Origin of the sequence: Polycladomyces abyssicola (genome assembly GCF_018326425.1) — a bacterium.
Lineage (GTDB): Bacteria > Bacillota > Bacilli > Thermoactinomycetales > JIR-001 > Polycladomyces > Polycladomyces abyssicola.
In genome coordinates this window covers 654578-674870 of sequence record NZ_AP024601.1, presented here as the reverse complement: position 1 = coordinate 674870, position 20293 = coordinate 654578, and the positions used below count along the sequence as shown (strand labels likewise).

At 52.3% G+C, this 20293-nt stretch carries 19 protein-coding genes, 1 pseudogene and 1 riboswitch; of the genes and pseudogenes, 12 read left to right on the top strand and 8 right to left on the bottom strand.

Annotated features, from left to right (window positions below; all coding sequences use genetic code 11):
- Nucleotides 1-144: 144 nt before the first annotated feature.
- A complete protein-coding gene (locus KI215_RS03390) occupies nucleotides 145-789 on the top strand; it encodes a YhcN/YlaJ family sporulation lipoprotein (RefSeq protein ID WP_212774176.1) in 645 nt (214 codons plus the stop codon).
- 117 nt (nucleotides 790-906) lie between these two features.
- Here KI215_RS03390 and lipA read toward each other — a convergent pair whose 3' ends face one another.
- A complete protein-coding gene (gene lipA / locus KI215_RS03385; protein ID WP_212774175.1) occupies nucleotides 907-1782 on the bottom strand; it encodes a lipoyl synthase in 876 nt (291 codons plus the stop codon).
- Between the two features lie 404 nt (nucleotides 1783-2186).
- Between lipA and larE the strand changes: the two genes are divergently transcribed.
- From larE to KI215_RS03365, 4 genes and pseudogenes are all read left to right on the top strand, one after another.
- Nucleotides 2187-3005 carry an ATP-dependent sacrificial sulfur transferase LarE gene (gene larE, locus KI215_RS03380; RefSeq protein ID WP_212774174.1) on the top strand — a complete coding sequence of 273 codons (819 nt, stop codon included), beginning with the start codon at nucleotides 2187-2189 and terminating at the stop codon, nucleotides 3003-3005.
- Nucleotides 3006-3007: 2 nt separating this feature from the next.
- On the top strand, nucleotides 3008-3802 hold the full coding sequence (larB, locus tag KI215_RS03375) for a nickel pincer cofactor biosynthesis protein LarB (RefSeq protein ID WP_212775047.1): 795 nt from the start codon (nucleotides 3008-3010) through the stop codon (nucleotides 3800-3802).
- On the top strand, nucleotides 3780-4508 hold the full coding sequence (gene larC, locus KI215_RS03370) for a nickel pincer cofactor biosynthesis protein LarC (RefSeq protein ID WP_212774173.1): 729 nt from the start codon (nucleotides 3780-3782) through the stop codon (nucleotides 4506-4508). The genes larB and larC overlap by 23 nt, the downstream gene beginning before the upstream one ends.
- Nucleotides 4509-4643: 135 nt before the next feature.
- A pseudogene (locus tag KI215_RS03365) lies at nucleotides 4644-4946 on the top strand (luciferase domain-containing protein); the annotation flags it as partial.
- A gap of 154 nt (nucleotides 4947-5100) precedes the next feature.
- On the opposite strand, the gene KI215_RS16155 reads toward KI215_RS03365, so the two are convergent.
- On the bottom strand, nucleotides 5101-6168 hold the full coding sequence (locus KI215_RS16155; protein ID WP_338048322.1) for a YfiT family bacillithiol transferase: 1068 nt from the start codon (nucleotides 6166-6168) through the stop codon (nucleotides 5101-5103).
- 103 nt (nucleotides 6169-6271) lie between these two features.
- Between KI215_RS16155 and KI215_RS03350 the strand changes: the two genes are divergently transcribed.
- On the top strand, nucleotides 6272-7306 hold the full coding sequence (locus KI215_RS03350) for a M23 family metallopeptidase (protein ID WP_212775045.1): 1035 nt from the start codon (nucleotides 6272-6274) through the stop codon (nucleotides 7304-7306).
- Between the two features lie 84 nt (nucleotides 7307-7390).
- Here KI215_RS03350 and KI215_RS03345 read toward each other — a convergent pair whose 3' ends face one another.
- Complete coding sequence (locus KI215_RS03345; protein ID WP_212774171.1) at nucleotides 7391-7624, bottom strand: glutaredoxin family protein; 234 nt, start codon at nucleotides 7622-7624, stop codon at nucleotides 7391-7393.
- Between the two features lie 198 nt (nucleotides 7625-7822).
- On the opposite strand from KI215_RS03345, the gene KI215_RS03340 reads away from it, so the two are divergent.
- A complete protein-coding gene (locus tag KI215_RS03340) occupies nucleotides 7823-9598 on the top strand; it encodes a menaquinone biosynthesis decarboxylase (RefSeq protein ID WP_212774170.1) in 1776 nt (591 codons plus the stop codon).
- Nucleotides 9599-9970: 372 nt separating this feature from the next.
- Here KI215_RS03340 and yunB read toward each other — a convergent pair whose 3' ends face one another.
- Nucleotides 9971-10714, bottom strand: a complete 744-nt coding sequence (gene yunB / locus KI215_RS03335) for a sporulation protein YunB (RefSeq protein ID WP_212774169.1) — start codon at nucleotides 10712-10714, stop codon at nucleotides 9971-9973.
- A 102-nt stretch (nucleotides 10715-10816) separates the two neighbouring features.
- Between yunB and KI215_RS03330 the strand changes: the two genes are divergently transcribed.
- A complete protein-coding gene (locus KI215_RS03330; protein WP_212774168.1) occupies nucleotides 10817-12307 on the top strand; it encodes an FAD-dependent thymidylate synthase in 1491 nt (496 codons plus the stop codon).
- A 155-nt stretch (nucleotides 12308-12462) separates the two neighbouring features.
- Nucleotides 12463-13206: a hypothetical protein gene (locus tag KI215_RS03325; protein WP_212774167.1), complete on the top strand. Its 744-nt coding sequence runs from the start codon at nucleotides 12463-12465 to the stop codon at nucleotides 13204-13206.
- 102 nt (nucleotides 13207-13308) lie between these two features.
- Here the strand turns inward: KI215_RS03325 and KI215_RS03320 are convergent, their stop codons facing one another.
- The 4 genes from KI215_RS03320 to KI215_RS03305 form a co-directional block, all read right to left on the bottom strand.
- On the bottom strand, nucleotides 13309-13887 hold the full coding sequence (locus KI215_RS03320; RefSeq protein ID WP_212774166.1) for a protein-S-isoprenylcysteine O-methyltransferase: 579 nt from the start codon (nucleotides 13885-13887) through the stop codon (nucleotides 13309-13311).
- 178 nt (nucleotides 13888-14065) lie between these two features.
- Nucleotides 14066-14245: riboswitch (cyclic di-AMP (ydaO/yuaA leader) on the bottom strand.
- 403 nt (nucleotides 14246-14648) lie between these two features.
- Nucleotides 14649-15416 carry an SDR family oxidoreductase gene (locus KI215_RS03315; RefSeq protein ID WP_212774165.1) on the bottom strand — a complete coding sequence of 256 codons (768 nt, stop codon included), beginning with the start codon at nucleotides 15414-15416 and terminating at the stop codon, nucleotides 14649-14651.
- Nucleotides 15417-15687: 271 nt separating this feature from the next.
- Complete coding sequence (locus KI215_RS03310; protein ID WP_212774164.1) at nucleotides 15688-16281, bottom strand: isoprenylcysteine carboxyl methyltransferase family protein; 594 nt, start codon at nucleotides 16279-16281, stop codon at nucleotides 15688-15690.
- A gap of 1 nt (nucleotide 16282) precedes the next feature.
- Complete coding sequence (locus KI215_RS03305) at nucleotides 16283-17353, bottom strand: type III polyketide synthase (RefSeq protein ID WP_212774163.1); 1071 nt, start codon at nucleotides 17351-17353, stop codon at nucleotides 16283-16285.
- 205 nt (nucleotides 17354-17558) lie between these two features.
- Between KI215_RS03305 and KI215_RS03300 the strand changes: the two genes are divergently transcribed.
- The 3 genes from KI215_RS03300 (at nucleotide 17559) to KI215_RS03290 (ending at nucleotide 20251) form a co-directional block, all read left to right on the top strand.
- Complete coding sequence (locus tag KI215_RS03300; protein ID WP_212774162.1) at nucleotides 17559-18140, top strand: hypothetical protein; 582 nt, start codon at nucleotides 17559-17561, stop codon at nucleotides 18138-18140.
- A 55-nt stretch (nucleotides 18141-18195) separates the two neighbouring features.
- Nucleotides 18196-18675 carry a hypothetical protein gene (locus tag KI215_RS03295; protein ID WP_212774161.1) on the top strand — a complete coding sequence of 160 codons (480 nt, stop codon included), beginning with the start codon at nucleotides 18196-18198 and terminating at the stop codon, nucleotides 18673-18675.
- A 283-nt stretch (nucleotides 18676-18958) separates the two neighbouring features.
- Nucleotides 18959-20251: an MFS transporter gene (locus KI215_RS03290; protein WP_212774160.1), complete on the top strand. Its 1293-nt coding sequence runs from the start codon at nucleotides 18959-18961 to the stop codon at nucleotides 20249-20251.
- Nucleotides 20252-20293: the final 42 nt, after the last annotated feature.

The following is a 20293-nucleotide window of genomic DNA, read 5'->3' as shown; positions in this document are numbered from 1 at the left end:
CTCTCAACCTCTGTACCTGTTCTTGTTCCTATCTTACCACACTTGTTGGATCAATTCCTTCTTCCTCCAATTCCGGTCTCATACACATTTTGTCACGCGTACCCCTCTTTTCCGCGGGCATGCTATCCATAGGAGGTGTACGTCATGAAAAGACGCCTGATTTTGGGCTTTTGCGCTTTTCTTTTTCTGATGACAGGATGCATGCAGGCGAGAATGCCGGAGCGCAATCTGGATGAGTCGTTGTATCAAAACAGACAGAACACGCGCCCATATGATTACGTTGGGAATCGAGACGCGAGCCGCTATCAAATGCACGGCGGATCCAACCAGATCGGTTATATCCACTATGATGAATCCCAATTCCGGAATGCGGACGGAACAACTGTCAAGGGTCCCAGCGTTTATGTGGACCGGACGATCTTGGCGCGACACATCGCCCATCTGGAGACGGTACTCCCCAATGTAAAAGCAGCTTCCGTCTTAGTCACGGACAATCACGTTTTTGTCGGTGTTCAGACCAAAACGGGCCGGTTGGACCGGAAAACACTGCATGACGCCTGGAGAACGGCGGCCAGCGTCACGCCCCGATATTTCCGGATTCACGTGACCAGCGATACCCGTTTGCGGAACCAAATCGACCGGGTCGGGATGCGGTTGAAAAGGGGCAATTATGTCGAGGGTGCACGCGGTGATCTGGAACAACTGTTGGATCGTATGGGAGACAAAACGCCTCCCGATGTGGGAGGAGCCGGACGTTCTACCCGCGCGGGAGGACCCGGTGGTGTCTGACACGTGTCTGTTTTCATCTGTACTCTGCTGGGCGTCCTGCACTTTCCGGTTTCAAAGCGGGTCTTGAGCCCGAAAAGAACAAACAGCCATCTCCATAACCGGAGATGGCTGTTTGGTTTATTGCGCCATGCGTTTTTCGGCAGATTGCACTTGCTCGTGCGCATGGTACGAACTGCGGACCAACGGCCCGGATTCCACATGGGAGAAGCCCCGTTTCAGCCCTTCTTCCTTCAGTTGCTGGAACTCCTCCGGCGTGTAATACCGGTGGATCTTCAGGTGTTTTTTGGTCGGTTGCAAATACTGGCCGATGGTCAAGATGTCCACATTAACTGCCCGCAAATCGTCCATGGCCTTCAAAATCTCGTGATACTCTTCACCGACACCCACCATGATGCTGGATTTGGTCGGAATATCCGGCTGCATTTCTTTTGCCCGACGCAACAGCTCCAAGGAACGGTCATATTTCGCTTTAGAGCGGACACGGTCCGAACGGCTCCGCACCGTTTCGATATTGTGGTTCAAAATGTCCGGACGTGCATCCATCACCACTTTTAATGCATCCCAGTTACCCTGGAAGTCCGGGATCAATACCTCTACGCTGGTAAACGGATTGCGTTTGCGGATCGCCTTGATGGTGGCCGCGAAAATGGCGGCACCCCCGTCTTTCAGATCATCCCGTGCAACCGAAGTAACAACGGCGTGCTTGACGCCCATTTGCTCAACCGCTTCAGCCACACGTTCCGGCTCCTGCCAGTCCAGCTCGGTCGGTAATCCCGTCTTCACAGCGCAAAAACGGCAGGCACGGGTGCAGATATCGCCCAAGATCATAAATGTAGCTGTCCGATTGGCCCAGCATTCGTATATGTTGGGACAGCGTGCTTCTTCGCAAACGGTATGGAGCGTCTTGCTCCGCATCATCCGTTTCAATTCCTGATAGTTTTCTCCGGTGGATAATTTAACTTTCAGCCATTCCGGCTTCCGTTCGTGTTTCATCCACACATCCTCCTATGTGCAAAGGCTGCCAAACAGGTGTCCCCCACTATACTTCCCCGGGCGGCTTCTCATGAAACCGCTCGACGCAAAAATACCCGAATAAGATTGATCGAAGCTGCACAATCCTCACGATTATTTTACCATAGACGAAACGGTTACGCCGTGATCAGTTGATGAAAAAGTCCGCGGGCTCCGACTTCCCGTCTCCGTTCCGCATGTGACGGGAAGAACCCGCTTCCCGTAATTGCGTGAGGTTTAACCACTTTGTCCAGCAGTCTCAAAAGTTTACATCGTTTACATGGTAACGCATCGGTACCCACTCTTCAACAGGAGTAAGTTGGTTGTCTCTTCCAGACAAAACCCGATATACTAGACTTAAACATACAGACAAAGGAGGGCTCCCCTTGGACGTTCGCGACAAAAATGAGCGTTTGGGACATCTGCTCAAAGAGATGAATCACGTGGTCGTGGCTTTTTCAGGGGGTGTGGACAGCACATTTTTGCTGGCCAGGGCACAAGAGGAGCTGGGGGAACGCTGTCTGGCCGTAACCGCTTCGTCCGACACGTTTCCAAAAAGGGAATTCGATGCGGCCGTAGCATTAGCCCGTCAATTGGGGGTTCGCCACGAAACACTTCACGTGGAAGAGTTGACCAACGAAGCGTTTGCCGCCAACAACTTGGATCGTTGTTTCCACTGCAAAGACGGATTATACAGTCGCCTGCAGGCCATTGCCGCCCGTTATGCCAACGCAGTCATAGTAGACGGTAGCCATGCGGATGATGTTGGGGATTATCGCCCCGGTATGCAGGCAACACGCCGGTGGGGTGTCAGAAGCCCGTTGATGGAAGTCGGGTTAACCAAGAAGGAGATTCGTCTGCTTTCCAAAGAGATGGGATTGCCGACCTGGAACAAGCCTTCGTTCGCTTGCCTTTCCTCCCGCATTCCCTATGGTACGCGGATTACACGCGAAAAAATCTCACAATTGGACCAAGCCGAAATCTTTTTGTTGGAGCTGGGATTCACGCAAGTCCGTGTGCGCCATCACGAAATGATCGCCAGGATCGAGGTGTTGCCGGAAGAAATGCCGCTTGTACTTCACCACACTGCTGCCATCACCGACTTCTTCCGCTCGCTGGGTTTTGTGTATACCACGTTGGATTTGGCCGGATACAGAAGCGGCAGTATGAATATCGCACGGAATCAGGCGGGTGAAACCCTGTGACCATGGACAGGTTGACCGAGATTTTGCATGCGGTCGCAGAGGGAAGATGTTCGGTGGACCAAGCCCGTCAACAATTGGCCACGTTTGATGAACTGGGCTTCGCTCGCGTCGACCTCCACCGATCCCGGCGAACCGGTTTTCCGGAGATCATCTTCGCCCAAGGTAAGACACCAGTCCAGACTGCGGCCATTTTTCGTCGACTGCAGGCATCGGGAAAGCCTGTGTTGGCCACACGTGTCACACGTGAACAAGCGGATGCGGTACAAAACGTCACACCCGATGTGGAGTATGACGACGTCGCCCGGTTGCTTCGCTGGTGGCCGCCGGAACGTCCGCAAACCATGCGACCTGGCTTTGTCGCCGTCGTCTGTGCGGGAACAGCCGATCTGCCGGTGGCGGAAGAAGCGGCAGGTACGGCAGAGTTTCTCGGTAGCCCGGTCGAACGCGTCTACGATGTAGGCGTGGCAGGATTGCATCGGCTGATCGATCAACTGTCTGTCCTGCGTAAAGCCAACGCCATCATTGTGGTTGCAGGTATGGAAGGAGCGCTTCCCAGCGTGGTGGGGGGATTGGTCTCTGCTCCCGTCGTGGCCGTTCCGACCAGTGTGGGATACGGTGCACATTTGAACGGTTTGGCTCCACTATTGACCATGCTCAACTCCTGTGCGGCAGGGGTGGCCGTCGTCAATATTGACAATGGTTTCGGCGCCGGCTATTACGCCGCACTGATCCACCGCAGTCAAGTTGAGTCGACAGAAATGAGGGACATCGCTCATGGGAAAAATCCTGCACTTTGACCCGTTCTCCGGAATCGCCGGCGACATGGCGCTGGCTGCATTGGTGGACGCCGGTGCCGATCCCTTGTTGATCGAGCAACAGTTGCAAACTCTTCCGCTGGAACCGTTTCAACTGCAATGGACCCACACAGTGAAAAAAGGCATTTCCGCCCGAGCCGTTCGAATCATCACAGAGTCCGAACAAACGGGACATCCCCATCGTCGGTACCGGGAGATTGTCGACATGCTGAAATCAGCTGATTTGCCGGAAAAGGCCGTTTTATGGAGCCTTCAGATCTTTAAACGGATCGGGCAGGCGGAAGCCCGCATTCATGGAATTGCGCTCGATGAGGTCCATTTCCATGAAGTAGGCGCCATCGACTCGATTGTCGATATTGTCGGAACTGCTTTGGCATTGGATCAACTCAATCCGGACAGGATCTCTTCGTCGCCTTCGCCACTGGGGAATGGCGAAGCTGCCATGGCTCATGGGGTTTATCCGCTTCCAGCCCCGGCCACGCTGGAACTGATGAAAGGATATCCCATCCGTTCCACCTCTTTGCCCTTTGAATTGACCACGCCTACGGGAGCGGGCATTTTGACGGCACTGACGGAACAATGGGGCCCCGTTCCCGACATGACCGTCGAACGGATCGGTTACGGGGCAGGCATGCGCGACCTGCCGGACCGACCCAATGTATTGCGCGTGATACTCGGGAACCGCTAAACCTTTCTACATGCCACCACTACACATACCGGTATGAACTTCGTACCGGCGCACAAGCTTTGCTGATGATCAACCGTTGTTTTTTGACTTGGGTACTGTACCAACAACAATCCATTGAGGAGGGGCTTGTGCAGGATGAATGTCGCTAATCGCATCCGCCAGACGTTGTCCGCTTGGCCGGGAGTCAGTGAAGCGCCGCACCGCTTCGGGGGAATTGAATTTCGCTATGGGGGAAAGGAATTGGGCCATTTGCATGAAGACCGGTTGGCTGACCTTCCGTTTTCTCGGTCCGTTCACGATCAGCTGGTGGCGAACGGGGAAGCGGAACCTCATCATATCTATCCCGATTCCGGTTGGGTCAGTGTCTGGATCCGCAAAGAGGAAGACGTGGATCGCGTCATCCGTCTGTTTCGCATGCAATACGACCGGCTAGTAAAAAAATCAGCCAGTCGGAACAAACGGACTGACCTCGTTTACAGAAAGCAGATCTCTCACCACGAATCGGGTGGCTCTTTTCGCGCGCCAGAGCATCGCTGAAACGTCACCCCTTTACTTCCATTATGGGTTCCTGAGCCTGTAATTCCGCCGACGCTCACCATCCCATCCGTTGACGCAAATGCGTGATCTGAGCCACATGATGTCGAATATGCCAGACAAACAACCCCAATGCTTCATCCAGACTCATGCGCCCCATCACTGGATGGAAAAACGTACGCTTGAAGTCAGCCGCTTTCAGTGAGCGCAACATCACTACCCAACGACGGTTAAGTGCCTCGATCAATTGCAAGGAAACCTCCGGCGATTCGGTGCGTGAGTCCGCCATCTCGGCCCACCCGTCATGCTCCCATACATATACTTCCGGTTCTTCTTCGGTCAAAGCCCGTTTGAATCGGATATAGTTGTGCATCTGAGCATCCGCCACATGATGCACCACTTGCCGGACAGTCCATCCACCCGGTCGATAAGGCGTATCCCACTGCTGGGGCGTCAATCCCGACACCGCATGACGAAGCTGCTCGGCTGAACTGTCCAATTCGTCGATCCACTGTTGCACATGCGTTGTTGTAATGGTGTCCGGTTTTTCAAATTGACCGATGGGATACCGCAAATCCGTATTCATCCCTTCCCCTCCCATTGCAACTTCCCCTTTCCCTGTTGGATGATCACCGATCCATTTCTTTCGTTGCTCATCAGGCAACGAAGCGATCCAAGCCATTTCTGCCGCTTTCATCACTTGTTTCAGGGGTACCCCGCCAGTTTCGGCAATTGCGCGGCAATCCCGGTATTCCGGAGCAAACTGTACGATTTCCCCTTGATGGGTTGCGACTTTTACCCGTACCGTCCCCCAAGGGGTTTTCACCGAGTGAAACGTCCGTTCCAATCGGTGCACGGTTACCGGATGCCACCGTATTCCCAATGTGGTGGTTTCCAAGAACAACACACGTTTGACCTCGTTCAGGTGTTCCTCACTTACCAAAACATGCAATGTCACACCGGGCCGCCCCCGCTTCATGATGATCGGAACTATCCACACGTCACGGGCTCCGGACGCAAACAATCGATTCATTACATGTTCGCACCACTCAGGGCTCATGTCGTCCAGATTGCATGCGATCTCCACCATTTCCGGATCCAGGTGTTCAGCATCCGTTTCGTGCATCATAATCCCTCCCCCGAAACAAAAACCAGAAAATACCACCATGATTCCGCTCGAAAACACTCACACTATCAAATGATCAATCAAGCAGGAAATGGTGATGCAGATGCGAAGGTTCCTGGCGTTCTGCATGGTAATGTCCCTAACGCTCGCGTTGACATTCCCATCCGCGGCGGCAAAAAACCCCCACGCGGAAACAGATTGGCGGAAACAAGTATTTAAAAATGTGGAAATGTTAACCGGACTCCCCTGGTATTATCTGGCGGCCATGGATCAATACGAACGCAACTTGCAAAAAGTGCGTCGTGATCTTCCCCGAAAAAAAGGATGGCTGGCCATCCACATTCCCGCCGAAAGCTGGGCCGGTGTGATCAACCCGGACCAAGAGGATAACATGGAAGTCTCCATTCACTATTTCGGGGGCATCGGACGTGACGGCAATGGTGACGGAAAAGCGAATCGTCACGATCCTGTCGATGTTCTGTACACCGTGGCCCGTTTCCTGTCTCAACTCGGAACGGATGAAGATGCGATCCGTACTGGATTGTGGCGGTACTACCACCAACCCATCGCAGTAGATACCATTACGCATATCGCCAAGATCTTTGCCAAATTCGACACATTGAAATTGGATGCACATGTTTTTCCCATCCCGCTGCAATACAACTATACCTACCACAGCACCTGGGGAGACAGACGAGGGTGGGGAGGTCTTCGCATCCATGAAGGGACGGACATCTTTGCCAATTACGGCACCCCCGTTCTCAGTACCTGTTACGGCTATATCGAATTGATGGGATGGAACAAATACGGCGGCTGGCGTCTGGGCATCCGCGACGTATACAACAATTACCACTATTACGCCCACCTGAATGGGTTCCGCAAAAAATTGAAACAAGGTGACATCGTCAAACCGGGCGATGTGGTCGGATACGTTGGCTCTTCCGGTTATGGTCCGCCGGGCACCTCGGGTAAGTTTCCGCCCCATTTGCATTACGGCTTGTACAAATTCAACGGTCGAACCATTTATTCTTTTGACCCCTATCCCCACCTCAAAGCGTGGGAACGGCAAACCCGTAAACAATTGCGGGAAATGAAACAAAAAATGAAGCAAAAAATGAAACGAAAAAAGAGACAGTGAGACTGCATCAAATCCTCGTGCGGGTTCCGATTGTAAACAATCGGAACCCGCAAATTCTATTGAGTCGGGAAGTGAGAAACAGCCTCACCCGCTACGCCCCAACAATCTCAAGATCTCGTCTGGCTGAAGTCCTTGGACAGCCGTATCATTTACCACCGTGACCGGGACGCCCAAGAATCCCATCGCTTTCACTTCCTCCAGATATTCGGGATGGGCGGCACAATCCCGCACTTCATATGCAATGCCATAATCGTGCAAAAAGCGTTTCAATACATTACATTCAATGCAATGCGGCTTGGAATACACCACTACTTGCATTTTGGTTCCTCCTTTCGAGCACCGGACGCCTCTGATGAATAGCGCGATGCTCGCTCGAGCTCAGGTCTTCGATCACCACAGACTGTGAATCACTTTCTTTTCCTCCCACTATATCACAGCAAACGGCTTCGTCGAAGGTCTGCCATCACACGCGAGAAACTGTATAATATCGATAGACTGATCATAGGGGCGATTTCATTGCACAAAAATTTACGATCATTCTTGAATACACTGCGAAAGGAAAATGATCTTGTCGAAATTTCCGTTCCCGTCGATCCCTATTTGGAATTGGCGGAAATTCATCGACGGGTCATAGCCGAAGAAGGACCGGCATTATTGTTTAGCCAAGTAAAAGGTTCGTCCTTTCCTGTCGTGACCAATTTGTTCGGCACCACCAGGCGGGTGGACCTCGCGTTCGGTCCGCGACCGGAACAATTGATGAAGCAAACGGTGGCACTGTTGCACGAATTGCTTCCACCCAAGCCACAAACCTTGTGGAAACAACGAAAACTGCTGTTCGACCTGCTCAGGGTGGGGACCAAAACCGTTTCTTCCAACCGGGCTCCCGTGCTGGAAGCGGAGCAGCCGGAAGTGGATTTGAGCCAATTGCCTGTGATCACCTCCTGGCAGGAGGACGGCGGTCCGTTTATCACACTGCCACTGGTCTATACGCAACATCCGGAAACCGGCCAACACAATCTCGGCATGTACCGGATGCAGATCTTCGACCGCCGAACCACCGGGATGCACTGGCAGATTCACAAAGGGGGCGGTTTTCACCACCACGAAGCGGAGAAGCGGAACCAATCCCTGCCGGTGCGGGTGTTTCTGGGCGGGCCGCCTGCATTGATCGCTTCCGCCATCGCACCCGTACCGGAATCGTTGCCGGAGTTGATGCTGGCTTCCCTCATTTTGGGAGAAAAACTGCCCGTCGTTCGGCCGGGCACCAACGGATACCCGATCATCGCGGAAGCCGAATTCGTCCTCTCCGGTTATGTGCCGCCGCACGAGCGTCGTCCGGAAGGCCCGTTTGGTGATCACTACGGGTATTACTCGCTTAAACATGACTTTCCCGTTTTCCACGTCCAATCGGTACATCACCGAAAGGACGCGATTTACCCGGCGACCGTGGTGGGCAAACCCAAACAGGAGGACTACTATCTCGGCGAATTCCTGCAACGTCTGCTCTCGCCCGCCTTCCCGTTGGCCATGCCGGGAGTCAAGGATTTGTGGACCTATGCGGAAACCGGGTTCCATCCCCTGGCTGCCGCCGTCGTCCGAGAAAGTTATCGGCGGGAAGCATTGGCTCACGCCTTCCGTATCCTGGGCGAAGGCCAGTTGACGCTGACCAAGTTTTTGATCGTCACCGATCAGGTTCTGCCGCTGGACGATTTCCCCCGGTTATTCGAAACCGTGTTGGAGCGGTTTGATCCCGCGGTTGATCTGCTCATCTTCGGGAATACCTCGATGGATACGCTGGATTATACGGGCCGGCGGTTCAATCATGGAAGTAAAGCAGTCCTGGTCGGCGTCGGCGAACCGGTACGTACGCTGCCTGCCGAGTATCGCGGCCCGGAACTGCCCGGGATTCGTCAGATCCGTCCGTATTGCAAAGGGGCACTGGTGGTTGAAGGTGAGCCGTTCGAACAAGATCCGGAGTTGGCCCGCCGCTTGGCCGAATCGTACGGTGATGCGCTGAGTGAATGGCCCTTTGTCTTTTTGGTGGATGACATCCGTGCGGCAGAGGGGCAAACACCGTTCCTGTGGACGGTCTTCACCCGGTTCGATCCGGCTAACGACATCTATGCCCGAGCGGAGCTGGTGCGACACCATCCGAACTACCGCCCGCCGATCGTAATCGATGCCCGCATGAAGCCGGGTTATCCCGATGAACTGGAGCCGGACCCGGAGATCGTGCAGTTGGTTGATCGACGGTGGAAAGAATATTTTCCACAAGGATTACGATCCCATTGAATGGACACCTGCCATTCTGGAAATAGTGGGCCAGAATTTCCCGTCGCAAATGGAGGGCGTATCCGGACTTATCCGGATACGCTTTTTTCTGTCTCGCGCAAAATTCTACCTGATCCGTCCGATCCAACCGGGCTTTAGAGTGTGTCTGGTGTTGTCCACAGTGCTTTCCCAGCTCGCTCCACCTGCGCCCTACAGGGAGGCAGATGATGACCGCTCCGACCCGGTCAGCACAGGTCGCGGGCAGGTACGCTTCGCTTTGAGGAAATTGCCCGCGATTTCAATCCTGCGCTTCCCGAGTCTTCGCTCAGTCGGTGCTTGGTCAGTCGCTCGTCTGGGAAAACATTGCTCCCTTACGAAATGACCAGACACCCCCTAATTATTCCCCTTCATTTTGATCTGCGGCATCGGCACCTGGGGTGATGAGCCGCTCTCGGCTTTTTTCAATGCGCCGTTGTAATAGTAAAATTGCGGCACGTCCCCCATCATCCACGCCGTCGCAATCGGAATCTTGGCCTCAACGACGGTGGGTTCGGTTGAAAACGGAACGACCACGCTCATCTCGGCGTGCACTTTCAACATCATCGTTACCATTACCGTATTGACTCCTGCCGACTCCATCTTCGGTTCGAAATCGACGATCACATCCCCTTTGGGCCAAATTTCCACCGGAATCCGTGGTCCGTAATCAGCCAGGATGTTGCTTTGCAACACTTGCCCCAAACTAAGGCTGATCGGTTTGTTTTCGAGATGATGCAGAGTCCGCGTCACCTCAGAAGTGGTCTGTGTATATACCCGCTGTTGCACCTGCTGATTGATCGTGATCCACGCCACTTGCCCGTCCGCGGCTTTTTCCACTTTCATGATGCGGTCAAGGTCACCGCCCATTTTCAATTGTTGTTGTACCCCTTCCAAAATCGCCTCCGAAGCGATCTTTTTCACTTCGGTCTGGGCGATCGTGACCAAGGTGGGATGCAGGTGTTTCTCCAACAACCACAATGTCTGGTACAACACGGCAAACAGGATGACCAACGCCAGAAACCATGCTCCCGATTTTCTGCGCCGCCTCAATCCCTGAGGTCTGAGGCGCAGCCGCAATCGCCACCTTCGAAACCGCATCGTTATCCCTCCTCGCCCCACTTCTATGCAAAAAACCCCGTCCACTTGCCGGGGTTGTTTGATAGAATGAAAAAGATGATCGTTAGTGACGGAGGAATGAACATGACAACGCAAAACATCGACTTGTCCCGATACGTGTCCAATCTGGATAAAAATGTATATACCATCTTCAATTTGCCCGAAGAAGTGATCGCGGTCATTTTTGCATATGTCAGCCGCAGTCCGGCCAGTTTCCGTGACAATCTGAAAAAACTGCTGGCTGATGGGGAGTTGGCGATGGACGAGACGTCCGGCGGCATGACCGGTTTTTACTCGGAAAAGGCTGCCCGCTTCCACGAAAAATGGGTGGTGGGCTACGGTCACAGCAGTGTGGCGGAACATGCAGTCGCCCATGTGGGAATCGAAAAGATCAGTCGACTGGCATCGGCCGAATTGGAACTGGCCAACAGTTTCAACAGCTTTACCGAGTACAGTCAGCGATATCAACGGCCCCGACGTGGCGACTACTTCATCCCGGAGGAACTGGAACAGGACACCGAAGCGAAACAAGCATTCATCCGCCTTAACGAAACAGCCTTCGACATCTATGAACGGTTGCTCAGCGGACTGATCGACTATCTGAGTCGCAACCTCCCCCGTCAAGAAGGCGAATCCGACAAACGGTTCTCGGTTCGTGTGGAAAAAACGGCGTTTGAAGACGCCCGATACGTATTGACACTGGCTACATTGACCAACCTCGGCATGACCGGTAACGGACGAGCCCTCCGCGACACGATCGTCCGGCTTCTCTCCAGCCGCCACGCTGAATGCCGCCGATTGGCCGAGGAGATGGAGCGGGAAATCAGCCGGGTCATCCCGACATTGCTCAAACACGTCCAACCCAATGACTATCTGTTGCAGACGCGGAATGACCTCACCGACCTGTTGCCGGAATCTCCTCATCAGACGGAGGATACGGGGAGGAAGAAACCGTTCGCCCGGTTCGTTCAGATGCCAGACTACAACAAGGCCTTGACGCAAACGGTGGCCCACTTGATGGTGAGCGAACGATCGATGACTTACGCGCAGGCGTTGGCTGTGGCTGAAGGACTCTCTCTCGAGGAAAAGGAGCGAATCGTCGATACTGCGCTCCGACACCTGCGCTTCTTTGACAACCCCCGGGACGAATTCCAGCATGTGACCTACATCATGGAACTGTTGATCTCGGAGGCCAACTGGCACCAACTGCTCCGTCACAACCGGCGGACGCATTTCTCCTACGGTGAACCGACGGTCAAACTTGGATACACCATCCCGCCGCATGTGGAAGCGGCCGGGCTGACCTCAATTTATGAGGAAGCGGTGTTATTGGCAACGGAAACATATGAGCGCATCGCCGCCCGTTTTCCCGAATCAGCCGCCTATTGCGTGAGCAACGCGCACCATCGTCCCGTTACCGCCACCGCTTCGCTGTGGGAGCTGTACCATCTCATCAACCTGCGCACCTCACCGGAAGCACAGTGGGACATCCGCCTTACATTTGAGACATTGCATCGGGAGCTGCAAGAGAAACATCCTGTGTTTGCCCGCTATGCACAACGACGATTGGGCTGAAATTGAAAACGCCCCCGATCTTCGGGGGCGGACAGCTTGATAAAAAAGATGCGCCTTCCATTCCGATATGTCATTGCCTGAGCCAGAAAAAGCGCCGATTTTGGAATTCGCAGAACGAACCCATGACAATATGGTGTAGCGTGGAGGGAACGGCATTGCTTCTATCACTCAAACAAGATTGGACGTTATGGACACAACAGGACTGGGTGGATGCTGCACAGATAGTCAGTTCTGTAGGGCAAGTACTCAGTGCGGTTTTGACTTTGGTCACAGTCTTTTTTGCTTACAGTCAGATCAACCAGGCAAGGAAGGACGCACAACCTGAGGTAGCGATCTTTATAGCAGAAGACCGACGAAGACACTCGATTGATATTATCCTGACCAATGTGAAAAGTCTTCCTGTTTTTGTGAAGACCTTTATGTTGCGTTATTTTGATCAATCAGGCAGAGTGATCACGATTGGACGCCAGCAACTACTGAGAAAAGGGTATATCAATCCCTATCATCGAGTAAACGATCCGAAAAGCTTACTCGGAATGGGTAATACCTACAAAGTGACACTACATAGCCATTGTTTGAATCCGAGTACCATGATGTCGGAGACTTCTCACATCCCTCGAAGAGCAGCAGCACGCCTGAGAGGAATCTTCACGAGACTGTTAGGGTTACGGCATGCCAGACATCATCATATTGCAGAATTGCGTTTTATCACACCGGGCGTACATCCTGATCCAACAGTGTACTTTTACGCAGTGATTCATCACGACGTAACCATAAATTATTGGGTTTATGCCACCACAAGAAAACTCAAATCGCATGATGATATCAAGAAAGCGGGGATTTTGGTCGCAACTTACGCCATGCCCGATTACAGTAAACAAGTGGCCAAATTCCACTAGTTGTAAGATCAATCAAAAAGCCATTGGGTCTATGAAGTACTCCTTCGTATGTTTCAATGGCTTTTTTGTCTCTGTAGCAAGACACTCTAAGGAAAAGCCCTATTATTTCCAAAACCGGCGTGGTATAATTCTACCCGTTCTACTCATGTAAGATTGATACTCTTCTCCAAACTGATCGAGCATCATTTGTTCTTCTCGCGGTACACGCAAGAAATACATTATCATCAACGACAAAAAAGGGGACCACCCTGCTATCCAGTTATGCAATAACAAAACTTGGGCGACTCCCCACATCAAACTAGCTGCATACATAGGGTGCCTCACATATTTGTATACTCCACTGGTAATGAGTTGATGTCCTTTCCTCAATTCAAGAGTAGGAGACCAGTTTCGTCCTAAATCAGCGTGGGAACGCCAAAATAGCCAGAGGGCTACAACGGAGAATACTACTCCAATCCATCCCGCCCATGATGGAAGCTGATAATCGGCAAAACTCAATAACGGAGTGAAGACATAGATGAGTGGAATGACTAACATCCCGACGGACATCAGAGAGAGTAGGAATATCTCTAAAATCGTTTTACGGCTGTCAACGATCTGATTCGTTTTAGTCTGCCTACTAAATGGAGCGCGAATAATGGACATTGTTACCAGACCCGTAAAATAGATGATTTTGAACATACTTTGTCCTCCCTCAACATCTTTTCGTGATGGATGGCAGAAACCCATTACAAAGTTAGGGTTATTTCCAGCCTACTCGCACGAAAGTGATTACCAGCAACAACAGAAAAAGCCACGAGAAGGGTATCTTCACGTGGCTTTTTTTGGCACAGCAAAAATAGCGTGCTCCCGCGCGTTCACTCCCCCTCTCAAAACGCTTACGAGGTTAGCTGACGGATTCGGGTGGCTGAGAGTCACCCTACCCAGGCATGGAAAAAATCCACCCCGGGATTCACCCCATGCAGTCCGTGACAGATCACCACAGTCTGCAGTTGGTTCCCCCGCTCCCGCGTATCGCAGGACTCAGCGATTTACGAGGATATATTGATTATGAATTGAGCTCATCATACCCCCTCTAATCACATGTTGTAAAGTATAATAAACAGGCGCGGAATCAACCGTGCCAACGAAAGGTATGGACTATGTGCTGAAAGAGAACTTTCCCGAATAGAGAGCTTTTGTTTGCTGAACAGCGAATGACTATTCGGACTTAGCACTGAACGGAGCCAAGGCAAGGATTCGCTATCATTCATTTTCTGATACCACTAAAGATCAGATAAAACAAGGGATGCTCAATCGGGCATCCCGTTTCTTTCTGCATTACTTGTGAGGTATCCACTCCACACTAAAAGGTCAGTCACAAGACGCGGCTAGTTTCTTTTGGATCTAAGCGTTTTTGGCGCTTGTCGAACATGTGCCAAAAGAAAATCGGGGCGTACGCTTTATTCCGCATAAATCATCTTCACCGTCATGCCGCCATCGACTACGATGTTGGCTCCCGTCATGAATCCCGCCTCTTTGGAAGCCAAAAACAGTACCGCTTGTGCGATGTCGTCCGGCCTGCCCACGCGGCCGACCGGATGCTGGGCATGGTCAATTTCCCTTAGTTTCTCGGGTTGGCGTTGACTGCTTTTTTGCCAAGGGGAGACGTCGATCCAGCCCGGACTTACCGCATTGACACGGATCTCGGGTCCCAGACTGACGGCCAACGCATGAGTCAACGCCAAAATGCCGCCTTTGCTGGCGGAATACGCCTCGGTATGGGGCTCCGACATCAGTGCCCGGGTGGAAGCGATTTGGATGATGGCCGGGTCTTCTCCTTTTCGCAGCAAGGGTACCCCGTATTTGGCGCACAAGAAAGCCCCTGTTAGGTTCACCCCGATTACCCGGTTCCAATCCTCCAACGACAGCGTCTCGATCGGACCGTTTCTCATGATTGCCGCATTGTTGACCAAAACGTTTAACTTGCCTTGCTCCCGTTCAACCCGCGCCATCAGCGATTGAACCTCTTCTTCCCGCGATACGTCGATGGGAACGAAAAACGCTCGTCCTCCTTCCGCTTCGATCCAACGCCGGCATTCTTCCCCCGCTTCCTCATCCACTTCGGCGATGTACACGATGGCGCCTTTTTTGGCAAAGGCATGGGACAAGACACGTCCGATTCCCTGTCCACCACCTGTCACGATCACCACACGATCATTCCAATCCATCGGCCCGCCTCCTTTTCGATGATTGAGGCGTGCCCGATACACGCACGTTGATCCAGGTCAGCCCGTTTGGATAACAGGCCACCCCTCTCCCGGTTCAGTGAATAAGCGGACACGCCCCACAATTCGCTGGAGAAAACGATCCTTTCTCGGATCGTTATTTTCCCTTTTACGATACAATTGTACCGTGTTTTTTCTCTTTCTCCCAAACATCATCCGCACTCTTCCGCTTCACAGCCCGTCCCCTCATTCTTGATCACCCGGCAGTGCCACTTTACGTTCGCGATCGCCCGTTCGAACCCGTCCATCCGGGAATGAGCCGATGATGTTCCGCCATCTCCCGTTCATAGTCGGTCAGCTCCGCCCAAGCACGTTCCTCCGCCGGAATGCGGACCCGGGTCAAGATCCACCAGTTGAGCACCGAAAAAAGAAGGGCCGTTCGATACGCACCGAACAGAAGCGGCAATGCCAACAATTCCATCATAACCACCACATAGTTGGGATGCCGCAGAAAACGGTACGGTCCCTTCATCACCGGCCGCATACCCGGTACCACCCAAATGCGGACATTCCAAAACGGCCCCAATGCGCGGAGAACCCAAATCCGGCACACTTGAGCAGCCAGAAAGAAAATGAGTGGAATAGGCCACCAAATCGGCGGTTCGGCTGAAAAAAGCACCTTTTCTACGATTAAGGAGAGAAAAAACAACCCGTGCATCCCTGCAATCAGGGGAAAATGTTCCCGTCCGGCTTCCACCGCTCCCCAAGATCGTAACAGTCGACTGTTGCGATGGGACCAAGTCCATTCCGCCAATCGTTGCATCAATACCACCGAAACGGTCAACCAAAACCAATCATTGACAGACATCTCACCTTTCCTCCCATTGCAAGAGCACCAATTCGGAGCTGAAACCGGGTCCCAATGCCGTCACCAATCCATACTCCCCGGGTTCATGCGATTCCCGCATTTCACGCTCCAGCACGAACAATACGGTGGCCGATGACATGTTGCCATAATTCCGCAACACTTCCTGTGCATGATGCAATTTTTCCGCCGGCAAATCCATCGCCTCCCGATAAGCCTGCAACACTTTCAAACCACCCGGATGAGTAATCCAACGGTGGATATCACTGCATACCAACTTTCTGCGCGCCAAAAAACGATCCACGTTGGGACGTACCTCCCGGCGAACGATGGACGGGATGTCCTTGGAGAACACCACCTGCAACCCGTCGTCACACACTTCCCATCCCATGATCTCCAACGAATCCCGCCAGGTGGTACTCATCGCATCCAACAATCGGGGTCCGCTTGTTGGCCGGGGCACTGTCGCGCGATCCCCCACCAGCAACACCGCCGCCGCTCCGTCGGCGAAAAGGGAGGAAGCGACCAGATTGCTTTTGCTGCGATCCTCCCGGCGAAACGTTAACCCGCACAACTCCACGGTCAACAACAACACCCGCGCCTCCGGATACGCCCTGGCCGTCTCCATCGCCCGCGACAATCCGACGGCACCCCCTGCACATCCCAGACCCCAGATCGGCGTTCGCCTGACGTGCGGGTTCATACCCAACCGATTGATCAAGTGGGCATCAATGCTGGGAGTGGCCAAGCCGGTAGTGGAGACGAAGAGAAACACATCCACCTCGTACGGCTCGAGACCAACCCGATCCAAGCAACGACGCACCGCTGCTTCCCCCAACCGGCACGCTGCTTCGATGTAGGCTTCATTCCGGTCAGAAAACGAATGGTCTTGTTCAAACCACTCCCGCGGCCGGCTAAACCAGCGTGTCTGAATGGCTGTACGATCAAAAATACCGAGTAAGCGGTCCACATCGGAAAAGGAATCCCGAAATAAGTGCCGAGCAAACTCGCGTACTTCCTGTTGATGAATGCTATGGGGCGGAACCGCCGTTCCCACTGATACAATCGTTCCCACGTCATTCTCTCCTTTGACGACACATCCTCTCTATATAGTTTTCCAAAAACAAGAAATCCATCCCTGACGAATTGGAGGTCAGTTGATAGCAAAGTCTGCGGGTAACTCTTTTCTTACAATTCCGACTCGTCCTTGACACTATCCAAGGGGAACAGTAAAGTAGGGAAGGAATCCATTGATGTTTTGAAAAAAGCGGAGGTGCACGATGTCCTGCAACAGCAGAAGGTTTGCCGTTTTGATGCTCCTCCTATCCGTATCGTTGACAGGCTGCGGTTTGGTTCCGCTCCCCGGAACCGGGAAGTGGCATTCACTAGCGTCCGAGCAACCACAGGAAGAACCGAGTGGGGAATTTATCGAAGCCGTCAACAACGGTTCAGGTGCGGATCCGGAGGGAGCACAAGCGGCCTCTACTTTCTATGATCAGCCTTGGTTTGAAGCGGTCGATTTCATCAACGAACCGCCGATGATCCACGGCGGGGTATGGTATTATACCCAAGCCAAACATCCCAACAATTTGGATGACGATTTTATCTGGGATGAAATGGACGTTCTCTACATCCAGCTGGGGGACAACCGATACAGAGGATACGACGCCAAACCGGTGGCGCTGGAATTGATCAACAACCAGGTCGCCCGCGTCACCCTGCATCTGGAGAAAAAGGATGACACCTTTTCCTCAGACCAGCCGGAACCCGCCCGCACTTATATTAAAGTGAACAAAGGCACACTCAAAGGAAAAAGTTTTTTGGTCATGGACGAGAGTGGCCGCAAATTGAAAACCCGATAGCCTGACCATGAAAGTATCAGCCGGGAATCACGCGTGAGGGAGGAAGCATACGCACGTGAACAAAGCCATCATCCGTTGTTTTCTCGTACTGATGGGAACATTGATATTATTGAGCGGATGCAATTTGAAAGCGGACAAAGAAGCGTCAGCTCCGAAAAATCCGCCTTTCAAAGTGCCGTTCGAATACAACGATTGGTCGGATGTTCCTTGGCCTGCCAAAGGCGGTATCTGGTATTTTACGAAAGAAAAACATCCCGGCAATCTCGATACACACGGGGATTGGGACAACGACGACATTCTCTTGATCCAGCTTTCGGATAAAAAGTATTACGGATACACACTGGACCCCATCTCCGTGGAAATCGTGGGACCGGAAACGGTCAAAATCACGTTGGACCTGAACCATAACAACTCCACGTTCGGTGATGATCAGTCACGCCCGGCGCGCGTGTTCATCTCCGTGGCGCGCGGTGTGTTGAAGTATAAAAAGTTTCTCATCGTTTCCGAGGAAGGCAAGAAATTGAACACCAAGTGAACGCTTTTTGACAGCGATATAAAATCCGGTTTCCCAAGCATCTGGGTCGCCTTGATCCATATGCCCGGGTGTTTCCTCACGGATGTAAAAAGAGTCGGGATCTCTATGCCCCGGCTCTTTTTAATCATCAAAATGAAAGAAAGGAATGAAAGACCGTAGATTGAATACCTTTTTACCAGGATGGGGATAAGCGTGTTCGAGGATCTTTTAGGCCTGATCCCGAATACATACTATATCTTATATTCTATTTTCATCATTGGAAAGAGGAGGATTTTAAAGAATTATGAAAAAACGGGAAACCAAAGCCCTAGTGGCCAGTTTGATCGGTAGTTCCATCGAATGGTTTGACTTTTTCTTATATGGAACGATGGCCTCTCTCGTATTTAACCAGCTCTTTTTCCCCAATTTTGATCCGGTTGTGGGATTGCTCTTATCTTATGCTTCATTCGGAATTCCTTTTTTTATCCGGCCGCTCGGCGGAATTATCTTCAGCCATATCGGCGATAAAATCGGCCGCAAGAAAACATTGGTTCTCACTCTTTCTTTGATGGGGATTGCAACCGTTTTCATCGGTCTCCTCCCTGATTACAAAACAATCGGGATCTGGGCCCCCATCCTGCTCACGGTACTGCGCCTGATTCAGGGACTGGGCATCGGCGGTGAATGGGGCGGCGCCTTGCTGCTGGCCGTTGAATACTCCTCCAAAGATAGGAAAGGCTTTTTTGGCAGCGTGCCGCAGATGGGCGTCACCATCGGAATGTTGCTCGGAACTCTGTCCATCAGCCTGATGACTCTGCTTCCGGACAGCCAATTTATGTCGTGGGGTTGGCGAATTCCCTTTATTTTGAGCGCCATTCTGGTATTCATCGGATTGTGGATCCGGAACGGGATTGATGAAACGCCCGAGTTTAAAGAGACGCAAAAAAGCGGCAAGATCGCAAAGGTCCCTCTCTTTGATACACTGCGTTATCAATGGAAATCCGTCTTGCTGGCAGTGGGTGCAAAAGTGGTGGAAACAGGTCCGTTCTATATTTTCTCGACGTTTATCATCTCTTACGGAACCGGCCACCTCGGCTTTCCCAAAACAACCGTATTAAATGCGGTGACCATTGCCACACTGATCACGACCATTACCATCCCGTTTATGGGCAAATGGTCCGACCGGATCGGCCGCAAGCCCCTCTATGTTTGGGGAACGGTAGCGATCATTTTATATGCGTTTCCTTACTTCTATCTGTTGTCGTCAAAATCGCCTTTTTTGCTCATCGTTGCTACCGTCATCGGACTCGGAATTCTGTGGGCACCCGTCACCGCTGTTCTGGGCACACTGTTTTCGGAGATTTTTACCACTCATGTTCGTTACACGGGGGTCACGCTCGGCTATCAGCTCGGTGCTGCGATCGCGGGTGGAACCGCTCCGCTCATCGCCACTGCCCTTCTGGAGACATACAACAATTCATGGGTACCGGTGGCTCTATATATTGTTCTTACCGGAATCATTTCTCTGATCGCCATCTCTTTTGTTCCCAACCAGAAAATGAGCGATGTCCAACAGTCACAACAAGTTGCGAAGTAAAAAAAACGGGAATCAGAGGCACCGGGAACAAGGACCCGAGCG